The sequence below is a fragment of the Luteibacter pinisoli genome (assembly GCF_006385595.1).
Taxonomy (GTDB): domain Bacteria; phylum Pseudomonadota; class Gammaproteobacteria; order Xanthomonadales; family Rhodanobacteraceae; genus Luteibacter; species Luteibacter pinisoli.
The window spans coordinates 2,890,115-2,904,424 of the sequence record NZ_CP041046.1; the positions used below are offsets into that span (position 1 = coordinate 2,890,115).

8 protein-coding genes are annotated in these 14,310 nt (G+C 68.1%); 4 read left to right on the plus strand and 4 right to left on the minus strand.

Features of this window, described 5'->3' with window-relative positions; genetic code table 11:
* The first annotated feature begins 16 nt into the window (after window positions 1-16).
* From FIV34_RS13075 to FIV34_RS13085, 3 genes are all read left to right on the plus strand, one after another.
* Window positions 17-484: a heme-degrading domain-containing protein gene (locus FIV34_RS13075; RefSeq protein WP_139983456.1), complete on the plus strand. Its 468-nt coding sequence runs from the start codon at window positions 17-19 to the stop codon at window positions 482-484.
* A 55-nt stretch (window positions 485-539) separates the two neighbouring features.
* Entirely contained in the window at window positions 540-758 is a 219-nt protein-coding gene (locus tag FIV34_RS13080; RefSeq protein WP_139983458.1) for a hypothetical protein, read from the plus strand.
* 79 nt (window positions 759-837) lie between these two features.
* Entirely contained in the window at window positions 838-2,823 is a 1,986-nt protein-coding gene (locus tag FIV34_RS13085) for a CocE/NonD family hydrolase (protein ID WP_211352632.1), read from the plus strand.
* 166 nt (window positions 2,824-2,989) lie between these two features.
* On the opposite strand, the gene FIV34_RS13090 is transcribed toward FIV34_RS13085, so the two are convergent.
* Together FIV34_RS13090 and FIV34_RS13095 are read right to left on the minus strand one after the other, a co-directional pair.
* Window positions 2,990-3,757 (minus strand): LytR/AlgR family response regulator transcription factor, encoded by a 768-nt coding sequence (locus tag FIV34_RS13090; RefSeq protein ID WP_139983460.1) that lies wholly within the window; start codon window positions 3,755-3,757, stop codon window positions 2,990-2,992.
* Window positions 3,750-4,991 (minus strand): histidine kinase, encoded by a 1,242-nt coding sequence (locus FIV34_RS13095; RefSeq protein ID WP_139983462.1) that lies wholly within the window; start codon window positions 4,989-4,991, stop codon window positions 3,750-3,752. Before FIV34_RS13095 ends, FIV34_RS13090 begins: the two co-directional genes overlap by 8 nt.
* A gap of 214 nt (window positions 4,992-5,205) precedes the next feature.
* On the opposite strand from FIV34_RS13095, the gene FIV34_RS13100 reads away from it, so the two are divergent.
* Window positions 5,206-5,538, plus strand: a complete 333-nt coding sequence (locus FIV34_RS13100; protein ID WP_139983464.1) for a hypothetical protein — start codon at window positions 5,206-5,208, stop codon at window positions 5,536-5,538.
* A gap of 16 nt (window positions 5,539-5,554) precedes the next feature.
* Here FIV34_RS13100 and FIV34_RS13105 read toward each other — a convergent pair whose 3' ends face one another.
* A complete protein-coding gene (locus tag FIV34_RS13105; RefSeq protein WP_139983466.1) occupies window positions 5,555-6,499 on the minus strand; it encodes an LD-carboxypeptidase in 945 nt (314 codons plus the stop codon).
* Between the two features lie 95 nt (window positions 6,500-6,594).
* Window positions 6,595-14,265, minus strand: coding sequence for a YadA-like family protein (locus tag FIV34_RS13110; protein WP_139983468.1), 7,671 nt, complete (start codon window positions 14,263-14,265; stop codon window positions 6,595-6,597).
* Between the last annotated feature and the right edge of the window lie 45 nt (window positions 14,266-14,310).

Below are 14,310 nucleotides of genomic sequence, written 5' to 3' on the forward strand. Positions count from 1 at the left end.
GTCTTACAATGCGCCCATGACCGACATCACACTCGAATCCCTCGCTGCGGAAGAGCAGGCGCTGCAGTTCGAACGCTTCACGCTGGAACAGGCGTGGGCGCTTGGCGATGCACTGCGCACCGCGGCGTTGCAGCGCGGCGCCGCCGTTGCCATCGACATCAGCCTGCGCAATCGCCCGCTGTTCCATGTGGCACTGCCCGGCACGGATGTCTCGCACGCCAGCTGGGTCCGCCGAAAGCGAAACACCGTGCTCGCCCTCGGCACCAGCACGCTGGCCGTCGGCCTGAAGCTGGCCAAGGCAGGCCAGTCACTCGAAGACCGCTACGGCCTCTCGCCCGCCGACCACGCCAGCGACGGCGGCGGCTTTCCCCTGCGCCTGCGCGGCCTGGGCGTCATCGGCGCCATCACGGTATCGGGCATGCCGTCCATCGACGATCACACGCTGGTGACCGCCACGCTCGCCGAATTCCTCAACCAACGTTGAGGTCAAGCACGAACCTACACGACTTGCGGACACATCCGCGCAGTACGCTTGGGCCATGAGCCATCGCGATGACCTGCAAGGCATGCTGGGCCGCCTCGATACCGAGGTGGGCACGGGGCTGCGCGACAATCCGGACCCGGATGCGTTCTGGCCGACCTTCGCCACGCTCTCCAACACGGTGCTCGAAGCCGCCGGCCCGGAGCACTTTGACTGGGTGAGTTCGGAGATCTCGGCCATGCTCGCGCGCTACGGTATTCCCGTCCCCGAAGCCTGACCCTGCCGGAAGTCACGATTTACCTGCCATGGCGCGTTTGCCAGACTCGGACGATCGTCCCGAGCCCAAAGGCCATGCCATGCGATCGACGCGCCCTGCCCTCCACTTCGCCAGGACCGCTCTGTCGGTTGCCCTGGGTGCCACTGCCCTAGCCATGCTTGCCGCCCCGGTGGCCGCCCAGGCGGTGCTTACGCCCGAACAGAAACAGACGATCGCCAAGCGCATCGATACCGAGCAGAAGCTCGAGGACATCGCCGTCATCGACCGCAAGGTGATGGTGAAGATGCGCGACGGCAAGCGCATGGCCGCTGACGTGTACCGTCCGAAGAACGCCTCCGGCAAGGTGCCGACGATCTTTGTGCGCACGCCTTACAACTTCAATTTTTGGGATGTGAAGCTGGGAGCTCCCCGCGACATGACCCGCCAGCTCGAGGCGGTGAAGCGCGGTTACGCGTACATCGACATGAACGAGCGTGGCCATTACTTCTCCGAGGGCAACTACGAAATCCTCGGCGCCCCGCTCTCCGACGGCGTGGACGAAGTGAAGTGGATCACCTCGCAGCCCTGGTCCAATGGCAAGGTCGGCACCACGGGCTGTTCGTCGACGGCCGAATGGCAGATGGCCGTGGTGGCCCAGGACACCCCGGGGCTCGCCACGTTCAACGTGCAGGGCTTTGGCGCCGGCGTCGGCCGCGTGGGCCCGTACTACGAGCAGGGCAACTGGTACCGCGGCGGCGCGGTGCAGATGCTCTTCATCGCCTGGCTCAACAAGGAGCAGAACCAGGTGCGGCCGATGTTCCCGGCCAACACCTCGCAGGCGGACCTCATCGCCGCGTCGAAACTCTTCGACCTCGATTCGCAGCCGACGGAAGTCGACTGGGACAAGGCGTTCTGGACGCTTCCCGAGAAGGACATCATGAAGAAGGCCGGCGGCCCGAAGGGCTTCTTCGCCGACCCCATGGACATCCCCACCGGCGGCAACATGATCGCGCGCACGCCGAACAGCGCCGCCTGGAACAAGGGCGGCCTGTGGCACGACAACATGAAGATCACCAAGCCCGGCCTGTGGTTCATGAGCTGGTTCGACGTTTCCGTGTCGCCCAACCTGGCCGCGTACAACCACGTGCGCGCCACCGCGCCGAAGGACGTGGCCGACCAGCAGTACGCCGTGATCGCGCCCGCCCTGCACTGTGCCTATACCCGCGCCACCGAGCACACCATGATCGGCGACCTCGACGTGGGCGACGCACGCTTCGATTACGACAGCCTGGTGTACGGCTGGTTCGACAAGTGGCTCAAGGGCGTGGACAGCCCCGTCGTCGATAAACAGGCGAAGGTGATGTACTACGTGATGGGCGAGAACAAGTGGCATAACACGCAGACCTGGCCGCCGGTGGGCGCGGTGACCCACGACCTGTACTTCACCAGCGGTGGCAAGGCCAATACCTTGTACGGCGACGGCAAGCTGGTCGACGCGGCCGGTGGTACCGACCACCCCGACACCTTCATCTACGACCCGATGAACCCGGTCACCACCTTCGGCGGCGGTGGCTGCTGCCAGGGCAATGCGGTGAAGTTCGGCTCGTTCGACCAGAACACCCAACTCACCCGCAACGACATCCTCGTCTACGACTCCGAGCCGTTCAAGGAAGGGACGGAAGTCTCCGGGCCGATCACGGTGACGCTGTATGTGTCGTCGGATGCGAAGGACACCGACTTCACCTTCAAGGTGATGGACGTGTACCCGGATGGGCGTGCCTTTAACCTCACCGAGAACATCCAGCGCATGCGCTACCGCGAGGGTTATGACAAGCCGCCGGTGTGGATGAAGGAAGGCGATGTGTACAAGGTGACGTTCCAGCCCATCGACACCAGCAACTTCTACTTCCCGGGCCACAAGCTGCGCGTGGCGGTGTCGAGCAGCAACTTCCCGCGCTTCGACCGCAACCTCAATACCGGTGGCAACAACTACGACGAAACCAAGGGCGTGATCGCGCACAACGCGGTGCACCACGATGCGGAACATCCGTCGAAGATCACCTTCACGGTGGTGCCGCGCCAGTAACCCTTGACGTTGGCCTGTCCCGGGGAACCGCCCGGGACAGGCGACGAGACGCAGGCCATGTCGTGGGTCATCACCACCAGGCCGCGGCTATCGGCACTGACGTATCCAAACAGGTTGGCAAAGCAGTAAACGATGGCGAGTACGAGGCGCATGGAAGACTCCTTCGTCACATGGCGCGGAAGATGGCCATGAACGGCTGGCTCACGGTGAGGGTTTCCGGGCGGCCGCGCAGGTGCAGGCAGCCGCGTCCTCCGTCGTCGCGCTCTACCGAAGCGACCTGACGCAGGTTGACGATGGTGGAACGGTGGATCTGCCGGAACGTGCGTGGATCCAGCAGCGCCAGCAATTCACGGATCGGCCGGCTCAGCAGCGCATCGCCGTCGGCTGTGGCCACCAGCGTGTACTTGTTGTCCGCGCGAAAATAAATCACGTCCTCGACCATGATCAGGCGCGTCGCCCGGCCGGTGCTCGCCGTGATCCACGTCAGCGGCTCATCCGGGGTCGCCTCGAACTGATCGCGCATGTCCCGCGCCAGGCGGCCGGTGCGCGTGACGTGCTTCTCCGCGTCGGCGAGCCGGCTGCGCAGGCGCTCCACGGTCTGGGCCAGGCGATCCGCCGAGACGGGCTTCAGCAGGTAATCCACGGCGCCGCGCTCAAAGGCATCGACGGCGTACTGGTCGTACGCGGTGATGAACACCACCAGGGTGCGCGGGCTGGCGTCGGCCGCGGCCGCCGCGACTTCCATGCCGGTGAGGCCGGGCATGCGGATGTCGAGGAAGGCGATCTCGGGCTGGTGTTCGACGATCGCGTCCAGCGCTTCGCCACCGTCCTCCGCCACCGCCACCACCTGCAGGTCGGGCCAGGCTTTCGCCAGCTCGCGCTGCAAGGCCGCCGACAGCAGCTTTTCGTCTTCGGCGATGATGCACTTAGGCATGGGTCGCCTCCGTCACCGGCAGCGTGATGGTGGCGGCGACGCCGCTGGGGAAGTTATTGCCGATGGTGAAGGTGGCGCTACCGCCGTACGTGAGGCGCAGGCGTTCACGCAGGTTCTTCAGGCCAATGCCGCTTCCGCTGCCATCGCTGCGCAGGCCCATGCCATCGTCGGCGACGGTGAGTGACAGGCCGACGGGATCACAGGCGGCGCGGATCCAGATGCCACCACCACCGGGCTTCGGCTCAAGGCCATGCTTGATCGCGTTCTCGACCAGCGTCTGCAGCATCATCGACGGCATCGCATAGGCCATGCACGAGGCCGGTACATCGACGTGCACGGCAAGGCGCTCGCCCATGCGCAGCCGCATGATCTCCAGCCACGACGTGCTACGTTCGAGCTCCTGGCCCACCGTGGACAGCGACCCGTCGGTACGCGGCAGCGAGCGGCGCAGGTAGTCGATGAGATGACCGAGCATCTTGTCCGCGCGCACCGGATCGGTACGCACCAGTTCCTGCGCGCTGGCCAGGGTGTTGTAGAGGAAGTGCGGTTCCACCTGGGCCTGCAGCAGGTTCAGCTGCGCGGCGGTGAGCTCCTTTTCCATCACCGTCTGGCGGGCATCGGCACGCTCGCGGTTGCGCCGCTCGGTAATGCGCTGGGTAAGCGCGCGAACCAGCGTTTCGGCCAGCTCCAGCGAGACGCCGCCGTCCGGATTGAACCAGTCGGTCCATGCGCCGCTGTCGGGCTCGCAGACGAAGAGCACGGTGCATGCGCCCTCGCCCGGCACCACGGAGGCGTTGACGCGCGTATCGCGCTGGAAGGGGTCGTGCGGACGGCGCTTGCGCAGGGGCAGCGACTGCGGCTCGGCGACGGCGTGCCGGATCATGCCGCGTACCTGCAGTCCGCCGCGCGCCGCGGTCACGTCCTGGATGTCGGGCAACGCGCGCACCACGCCTTCGACCAGGTCGAGTGCTTCGTCCACGCTGTAGGGCACTTCAACGCGGCGGCGCTGGCGGTTGGCCACCGTTTCCTGATCGATGCGGCCGGCGATCGTGCGCACGCGGTAAAGATGGGTGACGCCGCGGGCGAGCGCCAGCAGGAGGCCGACGCACCAGGCCAGGGTAAAGAACCATGGGAAATCGTGCGTCCAGTCCAGCGATTGCCACATCACCACCACGACGCACAACGCGGCGATCCATGCGGCGATAAGGCGGGCGATAAATCGAATGCTGGCCATGCGAGGCGCTCCCTTGACGATGGCGGCGAGCATACGACGGCCATCCGGCCCCCGGCGGGATTAGCCGACGAAACGCCACGAGCGCCGACGAAACGGGCCGTCTCGCGGCTTTTTCCCCTTGCGCGGCGCAGCATGACCTCAGCTCCCCCATGGTCCATGCTCGGCGGACGGCTTTAGCGGTGGGGACCGCGAGCCACGACAAAGGGGTCAATGCATGGCTTTGCTGCTCATCGTTTTCGCTGTCGTCGTTCTTGCTATCTATCTCGGCATCCAGCTCCTGCCAAAGAACCATCCATCCAACTGGCTACTGGGCATCGTCGGTGGTGCCTGCCTGATCCTGGCCTGGTACGCCATCTTCCGTCCCATGCTTATCGCCTCGGGCGGCGACCCGTCGCTCGCCGCACTCGGCCTCACGGCCGCCGGCATCGTCTCGTGCACGCTGGGCATCGTCTGCCTGGGTGTGTGCGTGTGGCGCGATCCTGCGCGCTTCTGGATGCTCTCCATCGTCTTTATCGGCGTCATCGGCGCCACCCAGATGACTGCCTGACAGGAAAGCCGCCGGCTCAGGCGCCGGCGGTGACTCCCACGTGGCTGTAGCGGTGCGACGAGAGCACCGCATGACCGTTGCTTAGCTCGACCACGCCCTTCGCACCGAAGGGCAGCGTCCACTTGTCCTGGCCGTGGCCGAAGGCCAGCCCGCGCAGCATCGGCAGGCCACAGGCGTGGCTGAAGCGCTCCAGTGCATGGTCGATGTCGTAGCCGTTGTCGTACTCGCTGACGCGCTGGCCGCCCAGGCCGCCCAGCAGGATCGCGCGCTGGTTCTTCAGCACGCCTCCGAGCAGCAACTCGTAGAGCATGCGCTCGATGCGGAACGCCTGTTCGCCGGTCTCCTCGATGTAGAGGATGCCGTCGTCGACCACCGGCATATACGGCGTGCCAACGAGACTGCACAACGCAGAAAGGTTGCCACCCCATAGCGTGCCCTCCACCCGGCCCGCCGGGATGCCCTCGGGCACGGCCCAGCTGACATCCATGGACGGGCCTTCGAGGGTCTGCCAGAAGTGCCGCCAGGTGCCTTCGCGCAGATAGCCCGCGCCGAAGTCCTGCACCAGCATCGGCCCGTGCAGGCTGCCGATGCCACAGCGCGCCAGCATGGCGCACTGGATCACCGTGAAATCGCCATGGCCCACCAGCACGCAGCGTCCTTCCGCGAAGCGCGCCTTCAGCCCCTCGTAATCGAGCTTATCCAGCAGCGCGATGGCGCCGTAGCCGCCGCAGATCGCCATGGCGACGTCGGGCAACGGATGATCGGGGCTGGCGAGCTGGTTGATGTCCGCGGCGCGCTGCTCATCGCTACCGGCAAAGCGGAGCGCGACGCGATCCACGACCTCACTGCCACGCACCGTATGCCCGGCGGCGACAAGTCGTTCAATGGCGCGTTGGCAGGCGGCGCGGTCCTCCGCGTAACCGGACGGGGCAAGAAGCCTGATATCAAGACGTTTAGGCATGTGATGCAAGCTGGGACTTGCCTTACCAATACCGCTACGCCCGGAGAAAGGCAACCCGAAGTTGGTTGCCTGTCTCGTCTCGGCCACCCTGAGCCTTACCATTCCATGCCAGCCCCCACGCTGAAGCCCGCGTCACCACGCGAATTGGCGGTGCCGCTGGCCTTGTAGATCCAGCCTCCGCTGTCGGTCACCGTGGAGATGCCGACGGCGATGCTGGACTCACCCCGGAAGGTGCCACCCGCCACCGCCGCCATGTTGCGGCCCGGCGTCGTGGCCTGCGGCAAACCGGCCATCGCCATCGCCGAGGCGACGCCCGCGCTTGCCCGGTTGGTGCTCTGCTGGATCTCCCGGCTTACCGCGTTGACCTTGGCGTCCGTGTAACTGCGCGACCAGTCGGCCACCTGGTTCAGCTGTCCCACGTTGGCCGCATCGGTCGTCGCGACGCCCGCCGACACGTTGTGGATCGTCGCCGGGGTGCCCGCAGCGCCCACGGTGAGGTTGCTGTAGTCCGGGCTGCCATCGGCCAGCGTGGCGTACTGCACGCTGGACGCGCGCACCGCGTTCACCTGGCTCACGTTGGCCGCGTCGGTATCCCGCGTACCCGCGGCGACGTTGGTGACCTGGCGTTCCGCGCCCGTCGCGCCCACCGATACCGTGTTGGCGCGATCGGCCACCGACCCGCTGCCCACCGCCACCGCGTTGTCGGCGGTCGCCTGGGCCCCGTTGCCGAGCGCCGTGCTGTTGGTGCCACTCGCCGAGGAACCCACGCCCGTGGCCAGGGTGTTATTGCCCGCGGCCACGGCCGCCGGGGCGTTGTTGGTGTTGTTCACCGCCAGCGCCGCGTTGTTACCCGTGCCGCCACCACCGGCCTGCAACGCCTGCACGGCGTTGTACAGCGCGAGATTGCTGTAGCTGTTGCTGGCGTCCTGCGTCCAGGCCCACATCTGGCCGCCGTTGATCGCGTCCGTGCTCGCCTGCGCCACCGCGCCCGCGGCCAGGTTGGCCATGCGCACCGAGACGCCATTGCGATTGAGCGTGGCCACGCGATGGGTCGGGTCATCGTAGGTCACCGCGGACGCGCCAAGATCACCAACCTGGGTGCTCACGGCACGCAGCTGGCGGAGGTTCACGGCATCGGTGTCTTCCGTGCCACCAGCGACGTTGGTGATCTGCCGCTCGTTGCCGCTGCTGCCCACCGAGACCACGCCCTGCGCGGGCACGGCCAGGCCGGTGAACGCTTCGGTGCCCGTGCCGGTGCGATCGGCCACCGCATTCGAACCGATGGCGACGGCGCCGTCCGTGGTGGCCAGGCTGCCGTTACCCATGGCAAGCGCACGCACGGCCAGCGCACGCGCGCTGCCGCCAATCGCCGAGGCACCCTCACCGGTGGCCTCGGCGGCCCCACCCATCGCGGTTGAATCGCTGCCCGTAGCCTGCGCGGCCGCCGCGGTGGAGTCCACATCCATGTACGGGCTGATGAAGCCGGCGCCCAGCGCCGAAACGCGCTGGTTGAGGTTGACGATGGAGGTATCGAGCGAGGCCATCGCCGTGCCCGCATCGCCGTACGAGCCCGGCAACGTCACCGTGCCATCGGCCTGCACCGTGCGCAGCGCGAAGCTCGGCGCGGTGAACGTGGCGGTGAGCGGATCAAAAACCACGCCGCCACCGAACAGGCTGGCGACGGAAACGCCGGCGCTGTAGAGCTGTCCGCCAGCCACCGCATCGCGGCTGCCGGCGGAGAGCACGCCATTGGCAAGGTTGCCGATGCCCACGGCCGTGCCGGCACCGACGCCGCCCAGCGTGACATGCGCGAGGCGATTGCCACCCGCATCCGTGTCGTACGCGACGGCGCCGGAGGCGGTATCGCGCACGGCCTGGTCGACGGCACGCAGCTGCGAGACGTTTACGGCGTCGTGGTCCGCGCTACCTGCGGCCACCCCGGTTACCTGACGATTGCCGACGTTCACTTCGCCATCCGAGTTCTGCGGCGTGGCAAGGCCGTAGGCCGCGTAATTCGCCTGGCTGCCCAGTGCGGCGACCGAGTTCGCGCCCAGTGCCACGCTGTTATTGGCCGACGCATCAGCGCTGCTGCCCAGGGCGACGCTGTCCGCGCCCGCGGCGGAACTCTGCGGGCCCGTGGAGTTGATGCGGACGTACTTCACGCCCGTGTCGTAGATGCCCTGCACGCGCGTGTTGAGGTTGCTGAGGGAGTTATCGGCGGCCGTAAATGCCGCGCCGACGGTGTTCTGGTTCGACTGGCTGGTGCTGCCATCCACGGCCACCTGGGTGATCGCATACGTCGGTGCGTTGAGCGCACCGGTCGTCGGATCCACGGACGCGCCACCGCCGAGTACCTGCGCGGTCGCAGCGCGCGTGGCGAAGATCTGTCCGCCGTTCACCGCATCCGTGCTGGTGAGCGAGATGCTTCCCGTAGCGAGGTTGTGGATCGCCACCGGGCCGCCGCCTGCGCCGGCCAGCGTGACGCTGTTCAACGGCGTGCCGTCACCGGCGTCGTCGTAGCGCACGGACAGCGCGCCCAGCTGGCCCACGCTCTGGCTGACACCGCGCAGCTGCGCCACGTTGACGGCGTCCGCGTCCTGGCTACCGGCGGCGACGCCGGTGAGTTGGCGCGAGCCGATGTTCACTTCACCCAGCGAGTTCTGCGTGGGCACGAGACCGATCGCGGCATAGTTCGCGCGCGCACCTACCGTGGTCGTCGAGTTCGCACCCAGCGCCACGCTGTTGGCGTGGATGGCGCTGGCACCGGGGCCGATCGCTACCGCATCCCCTGCCCCCACCGTCGCTGCCGCACCGGAGGAATTCGCCTGGAAGTACTTCGAGCCGGTGGTGTAGAGGTTCGACACCTGCGTATTCACGTTGTTGACCGAGCCACCCAGGCTGGCCAGCGCCGTGCCGACATCACCCGAGGTCGAGACGCCGGCCGTGCCATCGGCCGCCACGGTCGGCAGCGTGTAGGAAGGCGCCACGAGGTGACCTACGGCGTCGATGCCCGCGCCACCACCGAGCGCACTGGCCACCGCCTGATTGGCCTGCGCCACCTGGCCGCCATTCACCGCGTCCAGGCTGCCGGCCGCCGTGCTGCCCGCGGCCACGTTGGTCATCGCCACGGGGCCGCCCAGGCCGTCACCGACGAGGCTGACGCGATTCAGCGGGTTGCCTGCACCGTCCACGTCGTAACGCACGGCCACGCGGCCGATGGAACCGACATCCCCCGACACCGCGCGCAACTGCTCGATGTTGGCGGCGTCGGTATCCAGCGTGCCCGCGGCCACGCCAGTGACTTTGCGGTTGCCGAGGTTCACTTCGCCGGCCGAGGTCTGCGGCGCGGCCAGGCCGTAGCCGGTGTAGCTGGCTTCCGCACCCACGGTGGTCGCGGCGCCTGCACCGATGGCCACGCTGTTGTCGAACGACGACACGGCACCTGGGCCGATCGCGACGCTGTCGGCGCCGGTGGCGCTCGCCGCCGCGCCCGTGGAATTCACCTTGACGTAGTTCGTGCCGCTCGCGGCGATCGCACTGAGCCGCGCATTCACATTGAGGATCGACGCGTTGTTCGAGCCCGCGGCCGAACCGGCATCGGTAAACGTCGCGGCACCCACGGTGCCGCTCGCATCAACCGTACTCAAGGCGTAGGTCGGCGCGACAAACGCCGTGCCGTTGAACGCGGCGCCGCCGCCCAGGCTGGACGCGAGCGCGGTGTACGCCGTGTTGAGCTGGCCACCCGTCACCGCGTCCGAACTGGCCGAGGCGAGCGACCCGTCTGCCATGTTGTGGATACCCACGCGGCCCGTTCCCGCGCCGGTAAGGGTGATGCTGTTGGTCGGCAGGCCGTTGCCCGCGTCGTCGTAGCGCACGGCGATCTGGCCGAGCGAGCCCACGTCGCCGCTGACGGTGCGCAGCTGCTGCACGTTCACGGCGTCGTTGTCGGCAGCGCCGGCGGCCACGCCGCTCAGCGTGCGGTTGCCGACGTTGACCTCGCCACTGGACGTTTGTGGTGCGGCGAGGCCATACGCGGCATAGCCCACCTGGGCACCCGTGGCGGCCACCGAGCCGTTGCCCAGCGCGACGCTGTTGGCCGCCGGGGCGCTTGCCCCGCTGCCTAGCGCGACCGAGTTGTTGCCAGCGGCGACACTGCCGCCGCCCACCGCGACCGACTCGGCACCGCCGGCATTGGCGCCCGCACCGGTGGAGTTCACCGCCACGTACGCGGAGCCCACGCCTACCGCGGCGAGACGATTGTTGATGTTCACCAGCGAACCGTTGAGCGAGGCGAAGGCATCGGCCGCACTGTGGTAGTCGGTGCCCGGCGTGGTGCCCGATGCGCTCACGCTGACCAGCGAATACGTGGGCGCCGTGACCGTGCCGGTGGCGGGGTTGTATACCGCCCCGCCACCCGACCAGGCGGCCAGCGTACCGCCGACGGCCGCGTTCACCGTCGCGAGCTGCTCCACGTTAACCGCTTCATTCGCCGCAACGCCTGCGGCCACGCCGGCCACGGTGCGATTGCCGACGTTCACTTCGCCCACCGACGAGCGCGTGCCCGCCAGGCCGTACGGCGTGTAGCCGGTGCGCGCACCCACGGCCGTGGTCGATCCCGCCCCCAGGGCCACGCTGTTGGCGTTGGGCGCCGACGCGCCGCTGCCCAGTGCCACGCTTTCCGCGCCCCCGGCCACCGCCGGTGCGCCCGCGGAGTTCACCGCCAGGAAGGTATTGCCGAGGTTCAACGCGTTGACGCGCGCGTTGAGGTTGCCGAGTGAGGTATCGACGGAAACGAAGGCGGCACCGACGTCGGTCGCCAGCACCGGGCTGGTGCTGCCACCAACGTTCACTGCGTTGAGCAGGTACTGCGGCGGCCGGAACACCGTGCCGTTGAAGCTGGCACCCGCGCCAAGCATCGCTGCCAGCGACGCGTTGCTGGTGAACAGCTGGCTGCCATTGATCGCATCCAGGCTGCCCGCGGTCGTGGCACCCGCGGCGACGTTACCGAGGCCCACCGCAGGACTGCCGGTGCCGCCCAGGGTGACATGGCCGAGCGGATTGCCGGCACCATCGTTGTCGTACTGCACGGCCAGCCGGCCGAGGGCGCCCACGCTGCTGCTCACGCCCGTCAGCTGCGCCACGTTCACCGCATCGCCTGCGGCGCTGCCGGCGGCGAGCCCAGTGATCTTGCGCGTGCCCACGGCGATTTCGCCGGTAGAAGTCTGCGCACCGGCCACGCCGATCGCGGTGTAGCCGGCCTGTGCACCGACACTCGTTACCGAGCCTGCGCCCAGCGCGATGCTGTTGGCATTCGTCGCGGACGCGCCCGCACCGAGGGCAATGGCATCGAGGCCCGTCGCGCTGCTGGCGGCACCTGTCGAGTTGATCTTGAGGTACGGCAGGCCCGTGGTGCCGAGCGAGTTGATCCTTGTGTTGATGCTGGTAAGCGAGGTGCCCACGTTGGTGAAGGCACCGGCGACATTCACCGCGGCACCGACGCTGACATTGCCGGCGGTATCGATCAGCGGCGTGTTGAAGGTGGGACCGGTGAAGGTACCGGTGGCATCGGCCACCACGCCGCCGCCGAAGTACGCGGCCACGGCCTGGTTCGTGCGGCTGAGCTGCGCGCCGTTGATGGCATCGGCGCTGCCGGCCGTGACCGTGCCCGCGGCGAGGTTACCCAGGCCCACGGTGCCCGTCCCGACCGTACCCAGGGTGACGTGGTTCGTCCGGTTGCCCGAGCCATCCGCGTCGTATTGCACGGCGAGGCGGCCCAGCGCGGTGACACTGTTGTTCACGCCGGTCAGCTGCGCCACGTTCACGGCATCCGCCGGCGCGCTGCCAGCGGCCAGGCCTGTGATCTTGCGCGTGCCCACGGCCACTTCGCCCAACGACGTCTGCGGCGCGGCCACGCCGATAGCGGTATAGCCTGTCTGCGCACCGACGCTGGTCACCGAGCCCGCGCCCAGGGCCACGCTGTTGCCGTGGGATGCCACGGCGCCCGCACCGAGCGCCACGGCGTCCACGCCGGTGGCGACGCTGGCGGCGCCGGTGGAGTTCACCTTGAGGTAGGCCAGGCCCGTCGTACCCAGCGTATCGATGCGCGTGTTGAGGTTGGTCACTGACGTGCCCAGCGTGGTGAACGCCGCGCTCGCATTGTTGACGGTGCCCGGCGTGACGACGCCTGCGCTGCTGATCGCCGGTGCATTGAACGTCGGCGCGGTGAAGACACCGGCGGCGCTCACCGTCGTGGTGCCACCGAAGTACGCAGCGACGGCCTGGTTCGTGGTGTTCAGCTGCGTACCGTTCACCGCGTCGAGGCTGCCGGCGGCCAGCGAACCGGCGCCGAGATTGTGCAGGCCCACCGAACCCGTCCCCACGCCCGCGCCACGCAGCGTCAGCGAGTTGGTCGGCAGGCCGTTGCCGTCCGCATCGTAGGTGACGGACAGCAGGCTCAGCGCGCTGAGCTGCGCCGTGGCGCCCTTCAGCTGGAGGACGTTGACGGCGTCGTAGTTATCCGAGCCCGCGGCGACGTGGGTGATCTGCCGCTCGGCGCCCGTGCCACCGACGGACACCGCGCCGACCGAATTCTGCGCGGCCGCGAGGCCGAACGGCACGTACCCGGCGGCACCGGCGCGATCGCCCACGGACCCGTTGCCCAGCACCACCGAGTTCACCTGGTTCGACGTGGCATTCGCACCGACGATGGTCTGCGCGTTCGCCGTGCCCGAGGCGCTATCGCCCACCACCACCGAATTGCCTTTGCGCGTGGCGTAGTTGTTCGTCGGCACGCCCGAGGGATTGTTCGGATCGTTGCGACCGGATCCCGGGAACACGGTGTTCGCATCTTCCGCCGGCAACGTGTGGCTGGCACCGCGACCGATCACCACTTCCTGCGAACCATTCGCCGTGGCCTTGTCGCCGACCAGCACCTGGTTGTCCTGCGCGGGATTCACCGCCCAGCAATGCGCCAGCGGAATGCCGAGCAGCGACGCGCAATCGTTCGACCACGCTGGCGAGCCACCCGGCAGCAGGATGCCGCCGAGGCCGTTGGAGGCGAAGCCGTCCGTGCCGCGGTTGATATTGGTGATGTAGCTGTCGGAGGTGACGCCGCCGAGCAGGGTGAGGTGGTTGTTCTGGCCCAGCACCGTGCCGTTGATGGTGGTCGTCAGCGGCGTCAGGTTGACCAGGTTCAGCCCGCCAATGCCGAGACTGGAGAAGGTACCGGTGACATTGACGCTGGCAAGGTTAAGCGCACCGCTGGACAGGTAGTTGCTGTTCGGATTGAGCAGCGAAGTGAGCGTGGGTGACAGGGCCCCGCCCACGCTGCCCACCAGCCCGCCGGTGCCAAGGATCAATCCGGCGCGGTTGGGCTCGGCCGGCAGCGGATAGCGCGGATCGCCCGGGGCGATCAGCATGGGCTGCACGGACAGCGATGCCGGTGCTGCGGCCGCCAGGAAGGGCGTGGACGTAAAGGCGGCCCGCGTCGATACCGTCGCGCCCAGCGAGCTGAAGGTCGCCAGCGTCGAGGTGCCGCTCGTCGCGCTCGTCGATTCCGTCGATGTCGATGTGCTCGCGGTCTCGTCGTCGTCCGTGCTGTCGTCCGTAGCGGTGCTCGTTTTCTTTTTCGTCGGCACCGCCACCGTGGCAGCGACGACAGCAGGGGCCGGTTCGGCCGCCACCGTCGCGCCGGGGCTTGGCGCAGGGGCCGTTTGTCGGGCGTCCTGGGCCGCCAGGCCGCCGGTCAGGAAAACAAGGGCCGCCATGCAGGCGGCCCGGAAGGAAGCGTAGCGGCGCAGGCTGTGCAGACG

What these genes read in the sequence shown, in the direction of transcription:
- FIV34_RS13105 (WP_139983466.1), bottom strand. Translation starts at nt 6,499, where the DNA reads ATGCCTAAACGTCTTGATATCAGGCTTCTTGCCCCGTCCGGTTACGCG.
- FIV34_RS13075 (WP_139983456.1), top strand. Translation starts at nt 17, where the DNA reads ATGACCGACATCACACTCGAATCCCTCGCTGCGGAAGAGCAGGCGCTG.
- FIV34_RS13090 (WP_139983460.1), bottom strand. Translation starts at nt 3,757, where the DNA reads ATGCCTAAGTGCATCATCGCCGAAGACGAAAAGCTGCTGTCGGCGGCC.
- FIV34_RS13100 (WP_139983464.1), top strand. Translation starts at nt 5,206, where the DNA reads ATGGCTTTGCTGCTCATCGTTTTCGCTGTCGTCGTTCTTGCTATCTAT.
- FIV34_RS13085 (WP_211352632.1), top strand. Translation starts at nt 838, where the DNA reads ATGCGATCGACGCGCCCTGCCCTCCACTTCGCCAGGACCGCTCTGTCG.
- FIV34_RS13095 (WP_139983462.1), bottom strand. Translation starts at nt 4,991, where the DNA reads ATGGCCAGCATTCGATTTATCGCCCGCCTTATCGCCGCATGGATCGCC.
- FIV34_RS13080 (WP_139983458.1), top strand. Translation starts at nt 540, where the DNA reads ATGAGCCATCGCGATGACCTGCAAGGCATGCTGGGCCGCCTCGATACC.
- FIV34_RS13110 (WP_139983468.1), bottom strand. Translation starts at nt 14,265, where the DNA reads ATGGCGGCCCTTGTTTTCCTGACCGGCGGCCTGGCGGCCCAGGACGCC.